The following is an 18,580-nucleotide window of genomic DNA, read 5'->3' on the forward strand; positions in this document are numbered from 1 at the left end:
TCGTCATGGAGGGTGCTTCGAAATGGAACAGGTGCTCCATGCAATGTGCACGATGGAGCACCTGTCATTTCGGGGTGTGCAGGTCAGGCGATGCGGAAGCGGCCGGAAAGGCTTTCCAGGGTCCGGGCCAGGTCTTCCAGCTCACTGGCCGCGTGGGTGATGCGCGCGGCACTGGACGCATTGGATTCGGAAGCCCCGGCGATCTGCTCGACCCGCTGGGCGATGTCACGGGCCGCGGAGGATTGCTCGTTCAGGCCGTGGGTGATGCCTTGCACCGAGTCGAGTACCTGGCGGCTGCTGTCATGGAGTGACTGGATGGCGCTTCCGGCCTGGTCGGCGAGGCCCACCCCGCGGCTCACCCGATCGACGCCGCCCTCCATGTCGTCGGCGGCGCTGCGGGTGGCGGCCTGGATGCGGTCGATCATGGAGGTGATCTCGGCGGTGGAGTTTGCCGTGCGTTCGGCCAGCTTGCGCACTTCGTCGGCCACCACCGCGAAACCCCGTCCCGACTCACCGGCCCGCGCGGCCTCGATGGCGGCATTGAGGGCGAGCAGGTTGGTCTGGTCGGCGATCTCCCGGATCACGCCGACGATCATCGAGATTTCGCCGGACAGGCCTTCCAGGTTGCGCACCGACTGGGCGGTATGGTTGACCGAATTGGCAATGGCGCGCATTTCGGTGAGCGCGTCGCCTATGACCTTCGAACCCAGGGCCGCCTGCTCCCCGGATTGCTCCGACAACTCACGGGACTCTCGGGCGTGGTCGCTGATGTGGTCGATGGATACGGACAGCTGCTCGATCGCGGCGGCCATGGCCGACGCCGATTCCGACTGCTCTTCGGCCAGTACCCGGGTATCGCTGGCGGTGCCGCTCAGGCTGCGGGCGTTGCCAAGCAGTACCGTGACTTCATTGCGGATCGACGCGATCAGTTCGTGCAGGTTGTTGCGCATCACTGCCAGGTGGACGATGAGGCTGCCCAGTTCGTCGTCGCTGGCCGGGGGCAGGGGTTCCAGCATGTTGCCGGCGGCGATGGCCTCGGCCACGCGCTTGCCCGCGTCGATGGACTGGCGCAGGCGGCTGACGAGCAGCCCGGTGGCCAGGCCGGCCAGGGCCACTCCGCCGACGCCCAGGGCGGCCAGCAGGTTGCGGGTCTGCCCGTAGTCCGCCTCGACGGTGGCGCGGGCGGTTTCGCTGGCGTCGGTCAGGCGTTTCAGCTGATCCCGGGCCGGATTATCCGGGGCGGCTTGCTGGAGCGCCTGCGCTTGTTCCTGGTGGAGCGCGCCAATGGCGCTGCGCGCCCTGTCCGTGGCGTTGAGACCTGCAAATCCAACAATCAGGCACAGGGCAGCAAGCGCCGCATTGACGAGGCCGATGCGCGTTGCCAGGCTGGTGCGGGGCAGGGCTTTCGCGATGGCGGCGCCCACGCCGGTCGGGGCGAGCCGCCCTTCCTCCAGGCGGATGCCCGCGTCCTCGCGCATGCGGGCATAGAGAGTTTCGGCGTTGCTGATCTCGTCGCGCCGGGCCTTGATGCGCACCGACATGTAGCCCGAGCCATCCGCAAGAGGGGTGGCGGTGGCGCGTACCCAGTAGAAGTCGCCGTTCTTGCGGCGGTTCTTGACGATGCCGCTCCACGGTCGGCCGCGTTGCAGGGTGGCCCACATGTCGCGGTAGGCCTCGACCGGCATGTCCGGGTGACGCAGGATGTTGTGGGGTTTGCCAATGACCTCGTCGCGGTTGAAGCCGCTGGCCACGACGAACTCCTCGTTGCAATAAACAATGTTTCCGGATGGATCAGTGCGGCTGATGATGGCGGCGCCGTCGGTGAAGGGGCTATTCGTTTTTTGTGACAGGCAGGTTTTGACGCATGGCAGCAGGCCCCGGGGCGCAACGTGAAGTTTTGTAACAGCCGGGGAGCCCTTGTCTTGAGGACGTTCGCCTATGACATGACTGGGTTTCAGTAGTATTTCAGCCTTTTTGCTCGGTCGAGCGGCTGGTGCCGGTCACCTTGCCGTCTTCGTTGAAGTGGATGTTGAAGAACACTTCGGCACTGAATTCGGCGGGCAGGCGCCAATCCCACACTTCTTCCTTCTTCAGCGCAAACTTTTGCACCGAGCGCGGTTTGCCCAGCAGGCGGCGCACCTGGTCGCGGTTCCAGCCGGGCGCCACGCGGGCGAAGTTTTGCGGCGTGAGCACGTTCTCCAGGCTTTTCAGGATGTTGTCGGGCCCGATGGTGGCCATGAAGCATTGGGTGCCTTCGGGCTGGCGGGTGTATTCCCAGGTTACGCTGCCGTCGTCGTTGCGCCATTCGATGCCCGGCTTGCCGAGCTTGTCGCGCACGTCGTAGCCGGTGGAGACGCCGGGTTTCAGATCCTGCATGTTCACGGCGTCGCAGCCGGTCAGGCCCAGCATGGCCAGTGCGCCGAGCAAAAGGGTAAGCAATCTGCGCATGGGTGATCCTCCTCGGTTTGGCAGCGGCGCCGGCAGGCCGCCAAAGCGGCCGGGCTTGGTTACAATCGAACCCATTCTGGCATGAACACCCCTTGAGGAGGATGCACTGGTGAAACGCAGCGCAATGATGCTGGCCCTGGCCGGCGTGATGATGGCCGGCACTACGCCGGCGCTGGCCGACACGGTCGTGAAGATCGGTTTTGCCGGCCCCCTTACCGGGCCGATTTCCCATGTGGGCAAGGACGAGCAGTTTGGCGCCCAGCTCGCGCTGGACGACGCCAACGCCAAGGGCGTCACCCTGGCCGGCCAGAAGGTGAAGTTCGAGCTGATGTCCGAGGACGACCAGGCCGATCCGCGCACCGCCACCACCGTGGCCCAGCGCCTTGTGGATGCCGGCGTGAAGGGCGTGATCGGGCACGTAACGTCCGGCGCGGCGATTCCCGCCTCGCGCATCTACGAGCAGGCCGGGATTCCGGCGATCACCCCGTCGTCCACCAGCCCCAAGCTCACCCGTCAGGGCTACAAGACCACCTACCGGGTCATCGCCAACGACACCCAGCAGGGCAGCGCGATGGCAAAGTTTGCCACCGGCGTGCTCAAGGCCCAGCGCATCGCGGTGATCGACGACCGCACTGCCTACGGTCAGGGTCTCGCCGACGCGCTGGTGGATAGCCTCAAGCAACTGGGCATCAAGCCGGTGGGGCGTGAATTCACCAACGACAAGGCCACCGATTTTGCCGCCATCCTCACCAAGCTCAAGGCCACCAAGCCCGATGCGATCTTCTACGGCGGCATGGATGCCCAGGGGGCGCCGCTGCTCAAGCAGATGAAACAGCTCGGCATCAGCGCCAAGTATCTTGCCGGCGATGGCGCGTGCACCGCCGAGATGATCAAGATTGCCGGCGCGGCCATGAGCGGCGACGTGTATTGCACCCAGGCCGGCATTCCGATGGACAAGATGCCCGCCGGCAAGGCCTTCAACGAACGCTTCACCAAGCGCTTCAACGTGCCGGTGCAGCTCTACGCACCCTACAGCTACGACGCCACCAACGCCCTCATCGAAGCCATGAAGCTGGCCAATTCGAGCGATCCGGCCAAATACCTGGCGCAGCTGCAAAAGGTGAGTTTCAAGGGCGTCACCGGCAATATCGCCTTCGACGCCCAGGGCGACAGCCGCGAAGGCGGTGTGGCGCTGTATCAGTTCAATGGCGGCAAATGGGAATCCCGGCCCTGAAGCGGCCCCGAAGTTGCTAGAAAGCCTTGCCCCTTACCCATCAGAGGAGAAAACCGCATGAAACGCACCCTTGTCGCCCTCGCCGTGCTCGGTCTTGGTGCATCCGCCGTGCACGCCCAGGAAGTCATCAAGCTCGGTACCGCCGCGCCGCTCACCGGCACCCAGTCGCATCTGGGCAAGGACATCGAGAACGGCGTGCGCCTCGCCATCGAGGACTACAACGCCAAGGGCGTGACCCTCGGCGGCAAGAAGGTGAAGTTCGAAGTGATGGCCGAAGATGACGCGGCCGACCCTAAAACAGCCACCAACGTGGCCCAGCGGCTGGTCGATGCCGGCGTGAAGGGCGTCATCGGTCACCTTAATTCGGGCGCCTCGATTCCGGCCTCGCGCATTTATAACGAAGGCGGCATTCCGCAGGTCTCGCCGGCTTCCACCAACCCCAAGCTGACCCAGCAGGGCTTCAAGGCCACCTACCGCACCATCGCCAACGACGTGCAGCAGGGCCTTGGCATCGGCAAGTTTGCGGCCACCTCCCTCGGCAAGAACGTTGCCGTGATCGACGATCGCACGGCCTACGGCCAGGGCCTCGCCGACGAAGTGGTCAAGGCCGTCAAGGCCAGCGGCGGCACCGTGGTCACCCGTGAATTCACCAGCGACAAGGCCACCGATTTTGCCGCCATCCTCACCAAGCTCAAGGCCGCCAAGCCCGACGTGATCGTTTACAGCGGCATGGACACCCAGGGCGGCCCGATGCTCAAGCAGATCAAGCAGCTCGGCATCACCGCCAAGTTCATCACCGGCGACGGCGGCTGTACCGGCGAGATCATCAAGCTGGCCGGCGACGCCATCAGCCCCAATGCCTACTGCACCCAGCCCGGCCTGCCGCTGGACAAGATGCCGGGCGGCAAGGATTTCAACGCCCGCTTCAAGAAGCGTTTCAACGCCGACGTGCAGATCTACGCGCCCTACGCCTACGACGCCGCCTCGGCCATCATCGAAGCCATGAAGGCCGCCAACTCGTCCGACCCGGCCAAGTACGCGGCGGCGATCGGCAAGGTGAACTTCCCCGGCGTGATCGGCACCGTGGCCTTCGACGCCAAGGGCGACATCAAGGATGGCGCGGTCACCGTGTATCAGTTCAAGGCCGGCAAGTGGGAGCCGGTGCAGTAAGGTTTTCACGCTGACCCTGCAGGGGCGACTTCAGTCGCCCGCGGTGGTTGAACCCGGGATCTCCCGGGTTTCGCCGCCGGCGGGTGCGTCGATCTGCCCCCGCCTCCCTCCAATCTTCCCCGGTCGTTTCCATGGAAACCCTTCTCCAGCAAACCGTAAACGGCCTCGTCGTCGGCAGCGTCTATGCGCTCATCGCCCTCGGCTACACGATGGTCTACGGCATCCTCGGCCTCATCAACTTCGCCCACGGCGACGTGTTGATGGTGGGCGCCCTGGTCGCCCTCGAAGCGATCCGCCTGCTCCAGATCTACGCCCCCGAACTCGGCCTCGTGCCCACACTGCTGGCGGGCCTCGCCATTTCGGTGGTGGTGTGCATGATCCTCGGCTACACCATCGAACGCACCGCCTACCGCCGCCTGCGCAACGCGCCGCGGCTGGCTCCGCTGATCACCGCGATCGGGGTGTCCTTCTTGCTGCAAACCCTCGCGATGATCATCTGGGGGCGCAATTACCACACCTTTCCGCAGCTGGTGTCCACGGTCCCGCTGGAGCCCATCGCCGGCGTTTTCATCACGCCGGTGCAGATCGCCATCCTGGTCGTGTCGGCCACGCTGATGGTGGGCCTCGTGGTGCTGGTCAATAAAACCCGGCTCGGCCGCGCCATGCGTGCCACGGCCGAAAACCACAAGGTGGCCAGCCTGATGGGGGTCGATACCAACAAGATCATCGCCGCCACCTTCATCATCGGTTCGGGCCTGGCCGCGGTGGCCGGGGTGATGTATTCGTCCAACTATGGGATTGCCCACTACGCGATGGGTTTCATGCCCGGCCTCAAGGCCTTCACCGCGGCGGTGCTCGGGGGCATCGGCAACCTTGCCGGCGCCATGCTCGGCGGCATCGTGCTGGGCCTCGTCGAATCCATCGGCGCCGGCTACATCGAGGATCTGAGCTTCGGCTTCCTCAATTCCAGCTACCAGGACATCTTCGCCTTCCTCATCCTCGGCATCGTGCTCATCTTCCGGCCCACCGGATTGCTGGGCGAACGCGTTGCCGACCGCGCCTGAAAACACCATGACCCGCCCGCCCGCTTTGCCCGCTGCCCCGCCTGGGGCGGCCCGGCAGGAGACCTGACCCCATGAACGAACTCGCCCTCGCCGTGCCCTACCTGGGCAAGCGCCACCCGGCCGCGGCCCGCTGGGTCGTCATCGCCATCGCCATCGGCGCGCCGCTGATTGCCGTGCTCTTCGGCAAAACCTGGGTGCGCATCCTCGATTTTGCGATGCTCTACGTAATGCTCGCCATCGGCCTCAACCTGGTGGTGGGTTTCGCCGGCCTGCTCGATCTGGGCTACATCGCCTTCTACGCGGTGGGCGCCTACACCTTCGCCTTCCTCGCCTCGCCGCATTTCGACATTCACCTGCCGTTCTGGCTGGTGCTGCCGGCGGGGGCGGCCTGTGCGGCAGTGGCCGGGATCATCCTCGGCCTGCCCACCCTGCGCCTGCGCGGCGACTATCTCGCCATTGTCACGCTGGGTTTCGGCGAGATCGTGCGCATCTTCCTCAACAACCTGAACCACCCGGTCAACATCACCAACGGGCCCCAGGGCATCAACATGATCGATCCTCTGGTGCTGTTCGGCTGGGACATCTCCCGGCCGCTCAAGATCGGCGACGAGATCACGGTCAATTCGCTGTTTCTCTACTACTACGTCTTTCTCGCCTTCGTGGTGCTGTCCATCATCCTGGTGCAGCGCCTGCAGGTGTCGCGGGTGGGCCGGGCGTGGGCGGCGATCCGCGACGACGAGCTGGCGGCCAAGGCCATCGGCATCAACACCCGCAACATGAAGCTGCTGGCCTTCTCGCTGGGCGCCACCTTTGGCGGCGTGTCGGGCGGGCTGTTCGCCGCCTTCCAGGGGTTTGTATCGCCCGAGAGCTTTTCGCTGATGGAATCCATCGCCGTGCTCACCATGATCGTGTTTGGCGGCATGGGCAACCTGGCCGGCGTGATCATCGGCGCGCTGGCCCTCACCGCGCTGCCCGAAGTGCTGCGCTACGTGGCCGTGCCGGTGCAGCAGGCGGTGTTCGACCGGGTCATCCTCGACCCCGAAGTGCTGCGCATGCTGCTGCTGTCGCTGGCGATGATCTTCATGATGCTGCTGCGGCCGGCCGGCCTGATCCCGGCCTACAGCCGCTACTCGCGCCCCGAGCTGGTGGTGGGCAAAGCGGCCAGCGGGGAGGCCGGCAAGTGATCACCCTGCTCGAAGCCAAAAACATCACCAAGCGCTTCGGCGGCCTCACGGCGCTTTCCGACGTGTCGCTGACCATCCGCAAGGGCGAGGTGTACGGCCTCATCGGCCCCAACGGCGCCGGCAAGACCACCTTCTTCAACGTGCTCACCGGCGCCTACACCGCCGAGGAGGGCGAGATTGTCTTCGGCGGCACCGAGCTGCCCGCCGGCAAGCCGCACCTGGTGGTGGCCGCCGGCATCGCCCGCACCTTCCAGAACATCCGCCTGTTTCGCGAGATGACGGCCCTCGAAAACGTGATGGCCGGCCACCACATCCGCTCCCGCGCCAACCCGTTCTCCATCCTGCTGCAAACCCGGCAGGCCAAGGAAGAAGAGCGCCTGATCACCGAGCGTGCCTTCGAGCTGCTGAAGTACGTGGGCATCGAGCGCTTTGCCGACACCGTGTCCAAAAACCTCTCCTACGGCGACCAGCGCCGCCTCGAAATCGCCCGCGCGCTGGCCACCGAGCCGCAGCTGCTGGCCCTGGACGAACCCGCCGCCGGCATGAACGCCACCGAAACCGCCAAACTCCGCGAACTCGTGCAAACCATCCGCCACGACGGCGTGACCGTGCTGCTCATCGAACACGACGTGAAGCTCGTCATGGGCCTGTGCGACCGTCTCGCGGTGCTCGATTTTGGCAGGAAGATCGCCGAAGACGTGCCCGCCGAAGTCCAGCGCAACGACGCCGTGATCGCCGCCTATCTGGGTGGCCACGCCAAGCCCAAGAAAGGAGCGCCGGCATGAGTCATACGCCCATCCTCCAGCTGCGCGACGTGAAGATCGCCTACGGCGCCATCGAGGCCGTCAAAGGCATCAGCCTCGAGCTTGCCAAGGGCGAACTCGTGTCGCTGATCGGTGCCAACGGCGCCGGCAAAACCACCACCCTCAACGCCATCGCCGGCACGCTCGGCGTCAGCGCCGGCGAGCTGCTCTACGACGGCAAGCGCATCGAAAAACTGCCCGCCCACAAGCGCCTGCGCCAGGGCCTGGCGCTGGTGCCGGAAGGGCGCGGCATCTTCACCCGCCTCACCGTCGAAGAAAACCTGCGCATGGGCGCCTATTGCCGGCGCGACAACGAGGCCATCGAGGCCGACATGGAGCGTGTCTTCTCGATGCTGCCGCGGGTCAAGGAACGCCTCCAGCAGGTGGCCGGCACGCTCTCCGGCGGCGAACAGCAGATGGTCGCCATCGGCCGCGCGCTGCTGTCGCGCCCCAAGCTGCTGCTGCTCGACGAGCCGTCGATGGGCCTGGCGCCGCTGGTGGTCGAGAAGATCTTCGAGGTGATCCGCTCGGTGGCCGCTGAAGGCGTGACCATCCTGCTCGTCGAGCAGAACGCCAACCTCGCGCTGGAATTCTCCCAGCGCGCCTACGTGATGGAGTCGGGAACGATCACCCTGACCGGCTCGGGGGCCGACCTGCTGGCCGATCCGAAGGTGCGGGCGGCCTATCTCGGCGAGGTGTGACGAGACTATGTGTCTTCGGGGCTGACGAAAGCCCTCCGGCGGTCTAGGCTGTAAATTCCCGGGGCGAAGCTGTCTGCTCCGGTGAAGCCGTGATCCGTTGCCAACAGGATTTTCAGCATGTCGGTTTCCGCAGTCGGGGCCTCCCCGGCTTTTTCCTACAGCCCGATGTCGGCCCGCCCGGCGAATGCCGGTCGTGCCGCGACGGGCGAGGCTGCGTCCGTGGCGAGCAGTGCCACGGGGCTGAGCGAATCCGACCTGCGCCTGGTCAGCGAACTCAAGGCCCGCGACCGCGTGGTGCGCACCCACGAAATGGCCCACATGGCGGCCGGCGCCGGGCTGGTGACGCGTGGCGCCAGCTACACCTACCAGAACGGGCCCGACGGCCAGCGTTACGCGGTGGGTGGCGAAGTCGGCATCGACACCTCGCCGGGCCGCACGCCGGAAGAAACCCTCCTCAAGGCCGAACGCATCCGCGCCGCGGCCCTCGCCCCGGCCGAGCCTTCCGGCCAGGATCGTCAGGTGGCCGCGGCGGCCGCCAAGATGGCGAGCCAGGCACGCATGGAAATCTCCAGCGCGTCCGCGGAATCCGCCGCCGGACTCGTCCAGAAAACCTACGCTTCGGTTGCCGGCGAATCGACCGAAGCAGGCCTTCAACTCGACATCTACGCCTGACATCCGAAGTGTGTGGGGCTTCAGCCCGACAGCACGCCCGTGCTTGTGCGCGGACTGGGCGTGTGGACGGCCCATTCCACCAGATGCCAGCGTTTCGGCGTGATCGGCCACAGCGCGTAGCGGCAGGATTGCTTGCCGCCGAGGTGAAGGGTTTCGTGGTCGGTCAGCGCGATTTCACCGCCGGTCCAGAAATGCGCGAGCGTGGCTTCCAGGCTGTGCGGCTCCGCCAGCGTGCGGGTTTGGCGCTGTTGCGGGGGCCGGGCCGTGGAGATCACGTCGTGGTAGCTGGCCCAGGCGTGGCCGCCTAGATGGCGGGCGAGCAGGGTCGGCCAGTTTTCGGCCGGGGCTTTGATCTGGCCGAGAACATTGGAGAACAGGATGGCCGCGTCCGGGTAGGCGGCGGCCAGCCGGGCGAGGCCGTCGGGCCGGGTGAGGCAATCCAGGCGCTCGAAGGAGAGCGCCGCGGCGTCCGGCCGGCGGCGCAGCAGCCAGCGGGCCAGGGGGTCGGGTTCCAGCGCGCTTACGCTGTCGAAGCGCTGGATGAAGCCCGCCGGCAGCGCGTAACCGGCATTGGGGCCGACAATCACCAGGCGGGGCCGCCGCGGCTGCCAGGCGCCCAGCCATTCGGCCACGCTGGCATGGAAGGGCGCCCACAGACCGTGGCGGTAGCGCATGGCGCGCAGGTGGTAGATGAGCCCGCCGCTCGGGTCGAGCAGATGGTCGTGGAGAAGGTCGTGGAGGAGGGGCGCTGGATTGGACACGCGCGGATTATGCCCCTAGCCAGCCGCGTGCCGGGGGTGCCATGCTTCGTCCTTTGGAAATTGCCCGGAGCCCCGCATGAACGATCCTTTGCACGAAGAACAACTGTCCTCTGAAGCGGTTTTCGAGGGGCGCCTGCTCAATGTTTTCCGCGACGAAGTGCGCTTGCCCGACGGCAAGCCCGGGGTTCGTGAATACATCAAGCACCCCGGCGCCGTGGTGGTGATTCCGGTGTGCAGCGACGGGCTGCTGATCTTCGAGCGCCAGTTCCGCTATCCGCTGGGCCGGGCGTTTCTCGAGCTGCCGGCGGGCAAGATCGATGCCGGCGAGGACATCCTGGCCTGCGCCCGGCGCGAGCTGCAGGAGGAAACCGGCTACGAGGGCAGCCACTGGCGCCATCTGGGCGTGATGCACCCGTGCATCGGTTACTCGGACGAGCGCATCGAGATTTTTATCGCCACCGGCCTGACCCACGTGGGCCACTCCCTGGACGACGGGGAGTTTCTGGAAGTGATCCGCATGTCGCTGGCCGAGGCGCGCGCGGCGGTGTTCGACGGGCGCATCACCGACGCCAAGACGATCACCGCGCTGTTCTGGGCCGAGCGGGAGCTGGGGGCGACGTAGTCCGGGGCCAGCTGCCCGGAATCCGGCGGGGCGCTTCGGCGCCCCGTTGCATTTGATGCAGGGCGCATCCGCTCCGGGTTTATAAGCAAATGATTAAATTGTCTTAAAATGTGCATATTGCACATTTATACTTTGGGCTAGTCATGTTGGTTAAGGTCAATTCATGAGCACGCATCCCGGAAGTCAGGCCGAGCCTGTCGGGGGCGATTCACTGCCGGCCGATCGTGTGCTGGTCGATCCGGCGCTGGCGGATGCCATGCGGGCATTGCTGGGGCCGATTGCCCGGCTGGCCCTGGCGCAGGGCGTGCCGTGCGGGGCACTGGAGGAAATGTTGAAAGAGGCATTCGTGGACGAGGCGCTCAAGGCCCAGCCGGTGCAGACGCATTCGCGGATGGTCAGCCGTCTCAGCGTGGCGACGGGCATCAACCGCCGCGAGGTGACGCGACTGACACGTCAGCAGCGCGCCGTTCGTCCTGTCCGCCCGTCTCCGGCCAGCGAGCTGTTTACCCGCTGGATGACCGATCCCGCCTGGTGCGAAGGGGCCGGCGACCCGAAGCCCTTGCCACGGGTGCCGCGCGTCGAGGGCGAGCCGAGCTTCGAAGCCCTGGCCCAGTCGGTGACCCGCGACGTGCATCCAAGGAGCCTGCTCGACGAAATGTGCCGTCTGGGCATCGCCCGCCTCGACGAAGCCACCGACACGGTGCGTCTGGTGCGCAACGCCTTCGTGCCGAGCGACGCCCAGGCGCCGATGCTGGGTTTTCTCGGCGACAACGTCGGTGATCACCTGGCGGCGGCGGTGAGCAACGTGCTGGCACCGGAACCGCCGCATTTCGAACAGGCGGTGTTCGCCGACGAGCTCTCCGGGCAGTCGGTGACGGCCGTGCGCCAGTTTGTGCTGGCCCGCTGGAAGAGCCTGATGCACGCGGCGGTGCCGCTGCTCGAAGGCCTCATTGAGGCCGACCGGAACGCGGGCCGCCCGCAGGATAAGCGCTTGCGCATCGGCCTCTACAGTTACGCGACGGACATGGCGCCGTCACCTGCCCCCGATCAAACAGAGTCGAAAAAGTGAGTCCAGCCATGAGTTCGAAGCTTAACCGCGCCCTGTGGCGCACGCTGTCCGGCGGATTGGCCGGCGTCGTCCTTGCCTCCATCCTGACCGCCTGTGGCGGGGGTGGGGGCGGCGAGCTGGCCGGGGTTGGCACCGGCGGCACCGGCACGGTGTCGAGCACCGTCGGCGTCGGGCCGATTTCGGGTTTCGGCTCGGTGATCATCTCGGGCGTGCGCTACGACGATAGCGCTGCCACCGTTACCGACGAGGACGGCAACGCCCGGACGCGGGCCGACCTGAAGCTCGGCATGGTCAGCGTCGTCAATGGCAGCGCCGACTTCGTGGCCGGCACCGGGGTGGCCACGGGCATCCGCTACGGCAGCGAGATCGTCGGTCCGGTGGGCGCGGTCGATGTGGCGGCAGGCCGCTTCACGGTGCTCGGCGCCACTGTCCGCATCAAGGCGACGACGGTGTTCGACGACCGCCTGGCGGGGATCGGGGCGCTGAGGGCGGGTGACCGGGTGGAGGTCTACGGCTTCTTCAACGCCGCCGACGGGGCCTACACCGCCACGCGCATCGAGCCCGTCGCCCTCACGACCCGCTTCAAGCTGCGCGGTCCGGTCGAAGCGCTGGATACGGCGAACCGCCGCTTCACGGTGGCCGGCGTGCGGCTTGACTACAGCAGCGTGCCGGCGGCCGGGGTGCCGGCGCTGGCCAACGGGCTGATCGTGCGTGCCTCGTCCGCCCGCCTGCCGTCCGGCGGCCTGTGGGGAGTGGATTCCCTCGGCGCCGCGCCGCGGGTGGCCCTGGCCGATGTGGAGCTCAAGATCGAGGGTGACATCTCCGTGCTCACTTCACCCACCTCCTTCGTCGTCGATGGGGTGACGGTGGATGCCAGCGCGGCCCGAATCTCCGGTACGCCTGCGGTCGGCCGGCGGGTCGAGGTGGAGGGCCGCGGGCGTGCCGGCATCCTGGTCGCCACGGAACTCGAGGTTGCCGACGAGGACACGCCGGATGCCGAGGAATTCGAGATCACGGCACTGATTACCGACTTCGACGCCGACACCCAGCGCTTCCGTCTGCGTGGCCAGTTGATCGATGCCAGCGGCCCGGTGAGTTTCGAGAGCGGCAGCCGGTCCAGCCTGGCCAACGGGCGGCGTGTCGAGCTGAAGGGCTACTTCGATGCCCAGGCCGGCGCCGTGATCGCCACGAAAATCCATTTCGAATACTAGTTTCGGTGCGCCCGCAGCCGCGGGCGCCGGGAGGAGGAGAGGTCATGAAAGCACACCCCAAACACCTGGGCCGCCTTGCGGCGCTGGCCCTGCTGCTGGCCACCGCGGCCGCCCACGGCGCGCCGCCGGCCGGGCGCCTGCTGGCATCCCAGTGTGCCCAGTGCCACGGCACCAACGGGCAGGCCGTGGCCGGCATGGAAAAACTGGCCGGCGAGAGCGAAAGCGAGATCTACGGCGAACTGATCAAGATGAAGGCCAACATCAAGCCCGACGAGATCATGCACCGCCAGGCCGCCGGCTACAGCGACGCCCAGATCCGTCTGATGGCCCGCTACTTCGCCACCGGCGGGCGAACCACCGCGACGAGCTCCACGGGCTCGAGCACCACCCCGTCGACCCGGCCCACCCGGCGCAAGTCGCACGACGATTGAGCACAACAGATTCGAAGGGATACGCCATGTTTTCGCACAATCGTCGCAAGCTCCTGCAGACTTCCGGAGCCCTCCTTGCCGCCGGCGCGATGTCCTCGCCGCTGCGCGCCCAGACCGCCGCTCCGCGGGTGGTGGTGATCGGCGGCGGCTTCGCCGGTGCCACCCTTGCCAAGTACGTCCGCCTGTGGAACCCGAAAATCCAGGTAACGCTGATCGAGCCGAACCCCAGTCATGTCTCCTGCATCCTGAGCAACCTGGTGATGACCGGCGCGCTGGGCATGACCGACATCACCATCCGCTACGACACCCTGCGCACCAAGTACGGCGTGAGCATCGTGGCCGACCGGGCCGTCGCGATCGATCCGGTCAATCGCCGGGTAAGCACCCTGAACGGCAGCCAGATCGCCTACGACAAGCTGGTGCTGGCGCCCGGCATCGATTTCGATGCCATTCCGGGCCTCGACAGTTCGGTGTTGCCGCACGCCTGGCAAGCCGGCCCGCAGACGCTGGCGCTCAAGGCCCAGCTTCAGGCCGTGCCGGCCGGCGGCACCTTTGTGATGTCGATTCCCCAGGCGCCTTACCGCTGTCCGCCGGGGCCTTACGAGCGCGCCTGCCTGATCGCCGACAGCCTGCTGCGCAACCGCCGGGCCGGCAAGGTCATCGTGCTCGACGCCAACCCGGACGTGGTGGCCGAGGCGCACACCTTCCACACCGCCTTCAGCACCACCTATGCCGGCGTGATCGAGTATCGCCCGGGCACCGAGGTGCTGTCGGTGGATTGGGCCAGCAAGAAAATCACCACCAACTGGGACACGATCCAGGCCGACGCCGCCAACATCATTCCGCGCCAGAAGGCCGGCAAGCTGGTAGTGGCCGCGGGCCTGCTGGGCAGCGCGCCAGGTGCCCGCTGGGCACCGGTCAATCCGCTCAGCTATGAATCCACGCTGGTGCCCAACGTGCATGTGATCGGCGACTCCCAGGGCACCGGCCAGCCCAAGTCCGGCCACATGGCCAACGCCCAGGCGAAGGTGTGCGCCGACGCGCTGGTGCGCTACTTCGCCGGCGAAGCGCCGGACCCGGCGCCGATGACCAATTCCGCCTGTTACAGCCCGATCACCTCGAAAACGGCTTCGTGGCTGACGGTGGTGTTCGGCTACGACGCGGCCAGCGGGCTGATGAAGCCGGTGCCCAACACCCTCGCCGAAGCGCCGGCACCAACCCGCGGACACTACGAAGACATGTTCGGCTGGGCGAAAAACCTTTTCGCCGACAGCTTCAGCTGACGAGCTTGCAGGGCGCCCCGGATGGGCGCCCTTTTTTTGACTGGAGGGGACGAAACGATGAAACAGAAAATACTGTCAGGAATCGGCCTGGCCATCGCTGCCGCGTGCCTGCCAACGGGCGCCACGGCGGGCGTCATCGGCATGCTCGGCAACTTCGACGTGATCAACGATACCGGCAAGACAGCCCACGGTTTCGAGATCGAGCTGGAAGGGCTGCACGCCTCGGACATCACCGATACCTTCGGCGGTGTCGGGCGTGGTTTTCCGAGCGGGCGGGGTTTCGACCCGGCGACCAGCGTGGTGCGCTACGGCGCGCCGACCGTCACCGAATACAGCAGCGGTTCGACCTTCGGCACGCGGGTTACCTACATGGGCGTGTTCGACGGGACCGGCTGGGACTACGGCACGCCGAGCGGCAGCTTCATCACGCCGGGCGACAACTGCTGGTCTGGCGGCGGGATCGGCTACACGGCGGCAACGCCCTGCGACCACTTCGGCGTCGGAACCCTTGGCAATCCGATTCGCACCACATACAGCTGGCTGCTCGAGACGGCGACCGCCGGGGTGCTGACGAACGGTACGGTGAGCCTGCCTGCGCCGGCCTGGAGTGTCGTCCAGGCCCCGCCCCCGGCGCCCGGCCTGCCGGCGGCTCCGCCGGTGGTTGCGGCCGTGATCGAGGCGCCGGAGCCAGAGGCGGCGGACAGGTTCGGCGAGGCGATGTGGGTCAAGGTGTTCACGACCGAGCTGGAGGACGCCATCGACCTGGAAGAGCTGGTCGGCGGCAATCCCAAGGTTGAAGCCGCGGTGACGGAAGTCGAGTGGCAGCTCCTGCAGAAGGATCCGGGCAATCCGCTGTCGGGATTGCTGGAAAGCGGCTACGGCGCGCCCGTCGGGCCGAAGGCCGCGTCCATCCTGCGGCGCTATGAGTTCTATCGCTACGCGGGGTTTTACGATCCGGATAGCAACGAAGCCAAGCCTTACCTCAGCGACTCGCATCCCCTGGAGAACCCGCTGCCGGGCCAGGAGAGCGATCTGGGCAACTATCTCGGCGCCCAGAACGCGGCCCTCAACCTGGATGTGCTGGCCATCGTGGCCCCGCCGGCAGGTGTCCCCGAGCCGGGCGGCGCGGCCCTGGGGCTGCTAGGGCTGGCGGCCCTGGGCCTCGTCCGTCGCCGTTGAAACAGCCACGAGGACATGTTCGGCTGGGCGAAAAACCTTTTCGCCGACAGCTTCAGCTGAGGCTCAGGGAGCCCATGCGAGGGCTACTGCCTCCACTTTTTCCATGACTTTCCTTCATCTTCCATGACACGACACACTCTCTTTGTTCTGAACAGGCTCGCCCTGGCGATGGCTCTGCTGGCTCCGGCCTCCGGCGCAATGGCTAATCTCCTCGTCAATGGTGACTTCTCCCGGGGCATCAACGGCTGGAGCGGCTTCCTAAACACCGTCGACCATCCAACGCCGTCCGACGACATCTATTACCTGAAGCCCCTGGTCAACGTGCAGCAGACCCCTGACGGTGTGGCTCTCTTCAAGGGCTTCTATGATCCATCAGGGGCGGGTTCCTATGCCTATCGCCTGGCCCCGCCGCGGCCGCACATCTCTCAGAGCGTGTTTCTGGTGGCCGGCACCTACGCTCTGAGCTGGGACGACACGATCGTTACTCATGGGCTGCAAGCCACCCAGAAGTTCGAAGTGCTCCTGGATGGTGTTCAGGTGCTTGCCCAGGACTTCTGGATTGCGCAGACGGGCGGCGGCGCCCAGCCCTCCGGGCACAAGAGTTACAGCCTGGACATTGCTTCCGATGGGCTGCACAGCTTGTCTTTCGGCCTGTCTACGCCCGGCTACAACTGGGACACCCAGGGTGCTTGGATACAGTACGCCAACCAGATCACAGTCGATAATCTCAGCCTGTTGGCTCTCGCTCCGGCATCGGTCAATGTTGTGCCGGAACCTGCCAGCTTCGCCCTGCTGAGCCTGGGGGGCGCGCTGCTGGCGCGCGCGCGACGCGGCCGGATCCGGTAAGGCCGCGCCCTGAGTCAGATCATCGACTTCACGGTGTGCTTGGCGGGTGCGCTCGGCGCAGCCGAGTCTGCCAAAAGGCCGCGCATGCAGCTGTAAAGCATGGCCGCATTGACCAGGTGCCAGCCGACATGGCTGCCCAGGGGCCAGATCGGGCAGATTGCCTGGTCGATGGCCCGGCAGGTGATGCTGACGAGAAACAGCGCGCCGGCGAGCTTCAGCCAGCGCGCCGTTTGCGGTGCCCGCCCGCCGGCCTGACGGGCACACACCAGCAGCAGGGCGAAAGGCGGCAGGTAGATTTCCGAGCCGTTCAGCGCAAGCGGCGGCAGGAGCCGGGTGGCCGCGCCGAAGAGCACCGCCAGCAGCACGAAGGCACCCACGTCGCGCCCGCTGGCGGCAGCGCTTTTGCCGAGCAGGCGCACCTGGAAGCGCTGGTGATAGACCAGCACGAAGAGGGCGATGAAGCCGATGTCGAGCAGCGCCGCCCAGCGCGTGGCCACGGTGTGAAAGACCAGGCTGCCCAGGCCCACGGCGGCGATCAGCGCAATCAGCAGGCGGATGTCAGCGCTGCTGTGACGCCCTCCGGCCCGGCGCCACAGCAGCGCGGCAACGCCGATGAAGGCGAGGTTGGAGAGCGCATTGAGCGGCTCGGACCACAGCTCCGGGCCGGTGCGCTCGCAGTAGAGATCGACGCTCTCCAGCCAGTTCATGCGGCCGCCGCCCGGGTGCGGTGATACAGCGCCCACCACAGCCCGAAGCTGGCGAGACCCAGCAGCAGGTTGCCGACCATGCCGGCGGCGAGCCCCACGACCGAACTCCACAGTGCCGGCGCCACCACGCCGGCCGTCAGCGAGCTGAACAGCATCTGCAGAAAGCTCTGGCAACTGGAGGCGAGGCCCCGGTGGGTGGGGAAGTGGTCCAGCGCGAGCAGGGTCAGGCTGGGCATTGCGATGGCCATGCCGAAGGTATAGAACATGACCGGAATCACCGACTGGGGCAGGCCGGGCGTGAGCCAGGCGGACACCGCCAGGTTGGCGGCCGCGGCGGCCAGCATCAGGCCGCAGCCGAGGGCGATGGTGCGCGGTGGCGACAGGCGCCCGGCGAGCCGTGCCGAAGTCGCCGAGCCCAGCATCATGCCGCCCACGGTGGAAATGAAGAACCAGCCAAAGCCGGTTTCCGGCAGGCCCAGGTGTTCCATCAGGAAGACCGGCGCCGACAGCACGTAAAGAAAGAAGCCGTTGAAATTGCAGCTCACGGTGAAGGTCAGCAGCAGGAAGCCGGGCGTCGTGAAGACGCTTTTGTAGCGCCGGGCGAGCGGCCCGGGGTGCAGCGGGTGGCGCGCTTCGGGGGGATGCGTTTCGGGCAGGTAGCGGGCGCTGAGGGCGGCGAGGACGAGGCCGAGCAGGGCCAGGAAGACGAACACCGCGCGCCAGCCGAAGACGCTGAAGATCCAGCCGCCCAGAATGGGCGCAATGGCCGGGCCGAGGGCGAAGGCCATGCTGACGTGGCTCATCAGGCGCTGGGCGGCGGCCCCGTCCAGCAGGTCGCGCACCACCGCGCGCCCCACCACCATGCCGGCTCCGGCGCTGATGCCCTGCAGCGCGCGGCCGATCAGCAGCATGTTGATGCTGCTGGCAATCACGCAGACGACGGACGCCGCGGTGAACAGCAGCATCGAAATCACGATCACCCGCTTGCGCCCGTAGGCGTCGGAAATGGCGCCGTGCCACAGCACCATCAGCGCCATGGGCAGCATGTAGGCGGTGAGGGTTTGCTGGACTTCGACGGTGCTGGCGTTCAGCCCGGCGCCGATGGCGTGGAGGGCCGGCAGGTAGGTGTCGATCGAGAACGGACCGACCGTGGCGAGCGCCGCGAGCAGCGCCGCCAGTTGGGCATACGGCATGA

At 66.7% G+C, this 18,580-nt stretch carries 19 protein-coding genes; 14 read left to right on the forward strand and 5 right to left on the reverse strand.

Features of this window, described 5'->3' with window-relative positions; genetic code table 11:
* Positions 1-83 precede the first annotated feature (83 nt).
* Both Q1W26_RS16565 and Q1W26_RS16570 read right to left on the reverse strand, forming a co-directional pair.
* A complete protein-coding gene (locus Q1W26_RS16565; protein WP_366143697.1) occupies positions 84-1,964 on the reverse strand; it encodes a PAS domain-containing methyl-accepting chemotaxis protein in 1,881 nt (626 codons plus the stop codon).
* 1 nt (position 1,965) lies between these two features.
* Positions 1,966-2,448: a hypothetical protein gene (locus tag Q1W26_RS16570; RefSeq protein WP_300442484.1), complete on the reverse strand. Its 483-nt coding sequence runs from the start codon at positions 2,446-2,448 to the stop codon at positions 1,966-1,968.
* Positions 2,449-2,557: 109 nt separating this feature from the next.
* On the opposite strand from Q1W26_RS16570, the gene Q1W26_RS16575 reads away from it, so the two are divergent.
* The 7 genes from Q1W26_RS16575 (at position 2,558) to Q1W26_RS16605 (ending at position 9,276) form a co-directional block, all read left to right on the forward strand.
* Positions 2,558-3,682, forward strand: a complete 1,125-nt coding sequence (locus Q1W26_RS16575) for a branched-chain amino acid ABC transporter substrate-binding protein (protein ID WP_300442486.1) — start codon at positions 2,558-2,560, stop codon at positions 3,680-3,682.
* A gap of 57 nt (positions 3,683-3,739) precedes the next feature.
* The gene (locus tag Q1W26_RS16580) at positions 3,740-4,852 is read left to right on the forward strand and encodes a branched-chain amino acid ABC transporter substrate-binding protein (protein WP_300442487.1); all 1,113 of its coding nucleotides are present in this window, start codon (positions 3,740-3,742) and stop codon (positions 4,850-4,852) included.
* 131 nt (positions 4,853-4,983) lie between these two features.
* Entirely contained in the window at positions 4,984-5,916 is a 933-nt protein-coding gene (locus tag Q1W26_RS16585) for a branched-chain amino acid ABC transporter permease (RefSeq protein WP_300442490.1), read from the forward strand.
* A 71-nt stretch (positions 5,917-5,987) separates the two neighbouring features.
* A complete protein-coding gene (locus Q1W26_RS16590) occupies positions 5,988-7,100 on the forward strand; it encodes an ABC transporter ATP-binding protein (protein ID WP_300442491.1) in 1,113 nt (370 codons plus the stop codon).
* Entirely contained in the window at positions 7,097-7,885 is a 789-nt protein-coding gene (locus tag Q1W26_RS16595; RefSeq protein WP_300442492.1) for an ABC transporter ATP-binding protein, read from the forward strand. The genes Q1W26_RS16590 and Q1W26_RS16595 overlap by 4 nt, the downstream gene beginning before the upstream one ends.
* On the forward strand, positions 7,882-8,604 hold the full coding sequence (locus tag Q1W26_RS16600; RefSeq protein ID WP_300442494.1) for an ABC transporter ATP-binding protein: 723 nt from the start codon (positions 7,882-7,884) through the stop codon (positions 8,602-8,604). Before Q1W26_RS16595 ends, Q1W26_RS16600 begins: the two co-directional genes overlap by 4 nt.
* A gap of 117 nt (positions 8,605-8,721) precedes the next feature.
* Positions 8,722-9,276 carry a putative metalloprotease CJM1_0395 family protein gene (locus Q1W26_RS16605; protein ID WP_300442496.1) on the forward strand — a complete coding sequence of 185 codons (555 nt, stop codon included), beginning with the start codon at positions 8,722-8,724 and terminating at the stop codon, positions 9,274-9,276.
* Between the two features lie 20 nt (positions 9,277-9,296).
* Here the strand turns inward: Q1W26_RS16605 and Q1W26_RS16610 are convergent, their stop codons facing one another.
* The gene (locus Q1W26_RS16610) at positions 9,297-10,037 is read right to left on the reverse strand and encodes a hypothetical protein (RefSeq protein WP_300442497.1); all 741 of its coding nucleotides are present in this window, start codon (positions 10,035-10,037) and stop codon (positions 9,297-9,299) included.
* Between the two features lie 76 nt (positions 10,038-10,113).
* On the opposite strand from Q1W26_RS16610, the gene Q1W26_RS16615 reads away from it, so the two are divergent.
* The 7 genes from Q1W26_RS16615 (at position 10,114) to Q1W26_RS16645 (ending at position 16,678) form a co-directional block, all read left to right on the forward strand.
* Entirely contained in the window at positions 10,114-10,659 is a 546-nt protein-coding gene (locus Q1W26_RS16615; RefSeq protein WP_300442499.1) for an NUDIX hydrolase, read from the forward strand.
* A 163-nt stretch (positions 10,660-10,822) separates the two neighbouring features.
* Positions 10,823-11,728, forward strand: coding sequence for a DUF6502 family protein (locus Q1W26_RS16620; protein WP_300442500.1), 906 nt, complete (start codon positions 10,823-10,825; stop codon positions 11,726-11,728).
* 8 nt (positions 11,729-11,736) lie between these two features.
* Complete coding sequence (locus Q1W26_RS16625; protein WP_300442502.1) at positions 11,737-12,939, forward strand: DUF5666 domain-containing protein; 1,203 nt, start codon at positions 11,737-11,739, stop codon at positions 12,937-12,939.
* Between the two features lie 44 nt (positions 12,940-12,983).
* Positions 12,984-13,370, forward strand: a complete 387-nt coding sequence (locus Q1W26_RS16630; RefSeq protein ID WP_300442504.1) for a c-type cytochrome — start codon at positions 12,984-12,986, stop codon at positions 13,368-13,370.
* A gap of 26 nt (positions 13,371-13,396) precedes the next feature.
* Complete coding sequence (locus Q1W26_RS16635) at positions 13,397-14,653, forward strand: FAD/NAD(P)-binding oxidoreductase (RefSeq protein ID WP_300442505.1); 1,257 nt, start codon at positions 13,397-13,399, stop codon at positions 14,651-14,653.
* A gap of 57 nt (positions 14,654-14,710) precedes the next feature.
* Entirely contained in the window at positions 14,711-15,832 is a 1,122-nt protein-coding gene (locus Q1W26_RS16640; protein WP_300442507.1) for a hypothetical protein, read from the forward strand.
* 123 nt (positions 15,833-15,955) lie between these two features.
* Positions 15,956-16,678 carry a PEP-CTERM sorting domain-containing protein gene (locus tag Q1W26_RS16645; protein WP_300442508.1) on the forward strand — a complete coding sequence of 241 codons (723 nt, stop codon included), beginning with the start codon at positions 15,956-15,958 and terminating at the stop codon, positions 16,676-16,678.
* A gap of 14 nt (positions 16,679-16,692) precedes the next feature.
* Here the strand turns inward: Q1W26_RS16645 and Q1W26_RS16650 are convergent, their stop codons facing one another.
* Both Q1W26_RS16650 and Q1W26_RS16655 read right to left on the reverse strand, forming a co-directional pair.
* Positions 16,693-17,385, reverse strand: a complete 693-nt coding sequence (locus tag Q1W26_RS16650; protein ID WP_300442510.1) for a ceramidase domain-containing protein — start codon at positions 17,383-17,385, stop codon at positions 16,693-16,695.
* A complete protein-coding gene (locus tag Q1W26_RS16655) occupies positions 17,382-18,578 on the reverse strand; it encodes a multidrug effflux MFS transporter (RefSeq protein WP_300442512.1) in 1,197 nt (398 codons plus the stop codon). The genes Q1W26_RS16650 and Q1W26_RS16655 overlap by 4 nt, the downstream gene beginning before the upstream one ends.
* Positions 18,579-18,580 lie beyond the last annotated feature (2 nt).

This window comes from Zoogloea sp. (assembly GCF_030157465.1).
Taxonomy (GTDB): Bacteria; Pseudomonadota; Gammaproteobacteria; order Burkholderiales; family Rhodocyclaceae; genus Zoogloea.

What these genes read in the sequence shown, in the direction of transcription:
- Q1W26_RS16570 (WP_300442484.1), bottom strand. Translation starts at nt 2,448, where the DNA reads ATGCGCAGATTGCTTACCCTTTTGCTCGGCGCACTGGCCATGCTGGGC.
- Q1W26_RS16580 (WP_300442487.1), top strand. Translation starts at nt 3,740, where the DNA reads ATGAAACGCACCCTTGTCGCCCTCGCCGTGCTCGGTCTTGGTGCATCC.
- Q1W26_RS16585 (WP_300442490.1), top strand. Translation starts at nt 4,984, where the DNA reads ATGGAAACCCTTCTCCAGCAAACCGTAAACGGCCTCGTCGTCGGCAGC.
- Q1W26_RS16590 (WP_300442491.1), top strand. Translation starts at nt 5,988, where the DNA reads ATGAACGAACTCGCCCTCGCCGTGCCCTACCTGGGCAAGCGCCACCCG.
- Q1W26_RS16600 (WP_300442494.1), top strand. Translation starts at nt 7,882, where the DNA reads ATGAGTCATACGCCCATCCTCCAGCTGCGCGACGTGAAGATCGCCTAC.
- Q1W26_RS16605 (WP_300442496.1), top strand. Translation starts at nt 8,722, where the DNA reads ATGTCGGTTTCCGCAGTCGGGGCCTCCCCGGCTTTTTCCTACAGCCCG.
- Q1W26_RS16615 (WP_300442499.1), top strand. Translation starts at nt 10,114, where the DNA reads ATGAACGATCCTTTGCACGAAGAACAACTGTCCTCTGAAGCGGTTTTC.
- Q1W26_RS16620 (WP_300442500.1), top strand. Translation starts at nt 10,823, where the DNA reads ATGAGCACGCATCCCGGAAGTCAGGCCGAGCCTGTCGGGGGCGATTCA.
- Q1W26_RS16625 (WP_300442502.1), top strand. Translation starts at nt 11,737, where the DNA reads ATGAGTTCGAAGCTTAACCGCGCCCTGTGGCGCACGCTGTCCGGCGGA.
- Q1W26_RS16630 (WP_300442504.1), top strand. Translation starts at nt 12,984, where the DNA reads ATGAAAGCACACCCCAAACACCTGGGCCGCCTTGCGGCGCTGGCCCTG.
- Q1W26_RS16635 (WP_300442505.1), top strand. Translation starts at nt 13,397, where the DNA reads ATGTTTTCGCACAATCGTCGCAAGCTCCTGCAGACTTCCGGAGCCCTC.
- Q1W26_RS16640 (WP_300442507.1), top strand. Translation starts at nt 14,711, where the DNA reads ATGAAACAGAAAATACTGTCAGGAATCGGCCTGGCCATCGCTGCCGCG.
- Q1W26_RS16645 (WP_300442508.1), top strand. Translation starts at nt 15,956, where the DNA reads ATGACACGACACACTCTCTTTGTTCTGAACAGGCTCGCCCTGGCGATG.
- Q1W26_RS16650 (WP_300442510.1), bottom strand. Translation starts at nt 17,385, where the DNA reads ATGAACTGGCTGGAGAGCGTCGATCTCTACTGCGAGCGCACCGGCCCG.
- Q1W26_RS16655 (WP_300442512.1), bottom strand. Translation starts at nt 18,578, where the DNA reads ATGCCGTATGCCCAACTGGCGGCGCTGCTCGCGGCGCTCGCCACGGTC.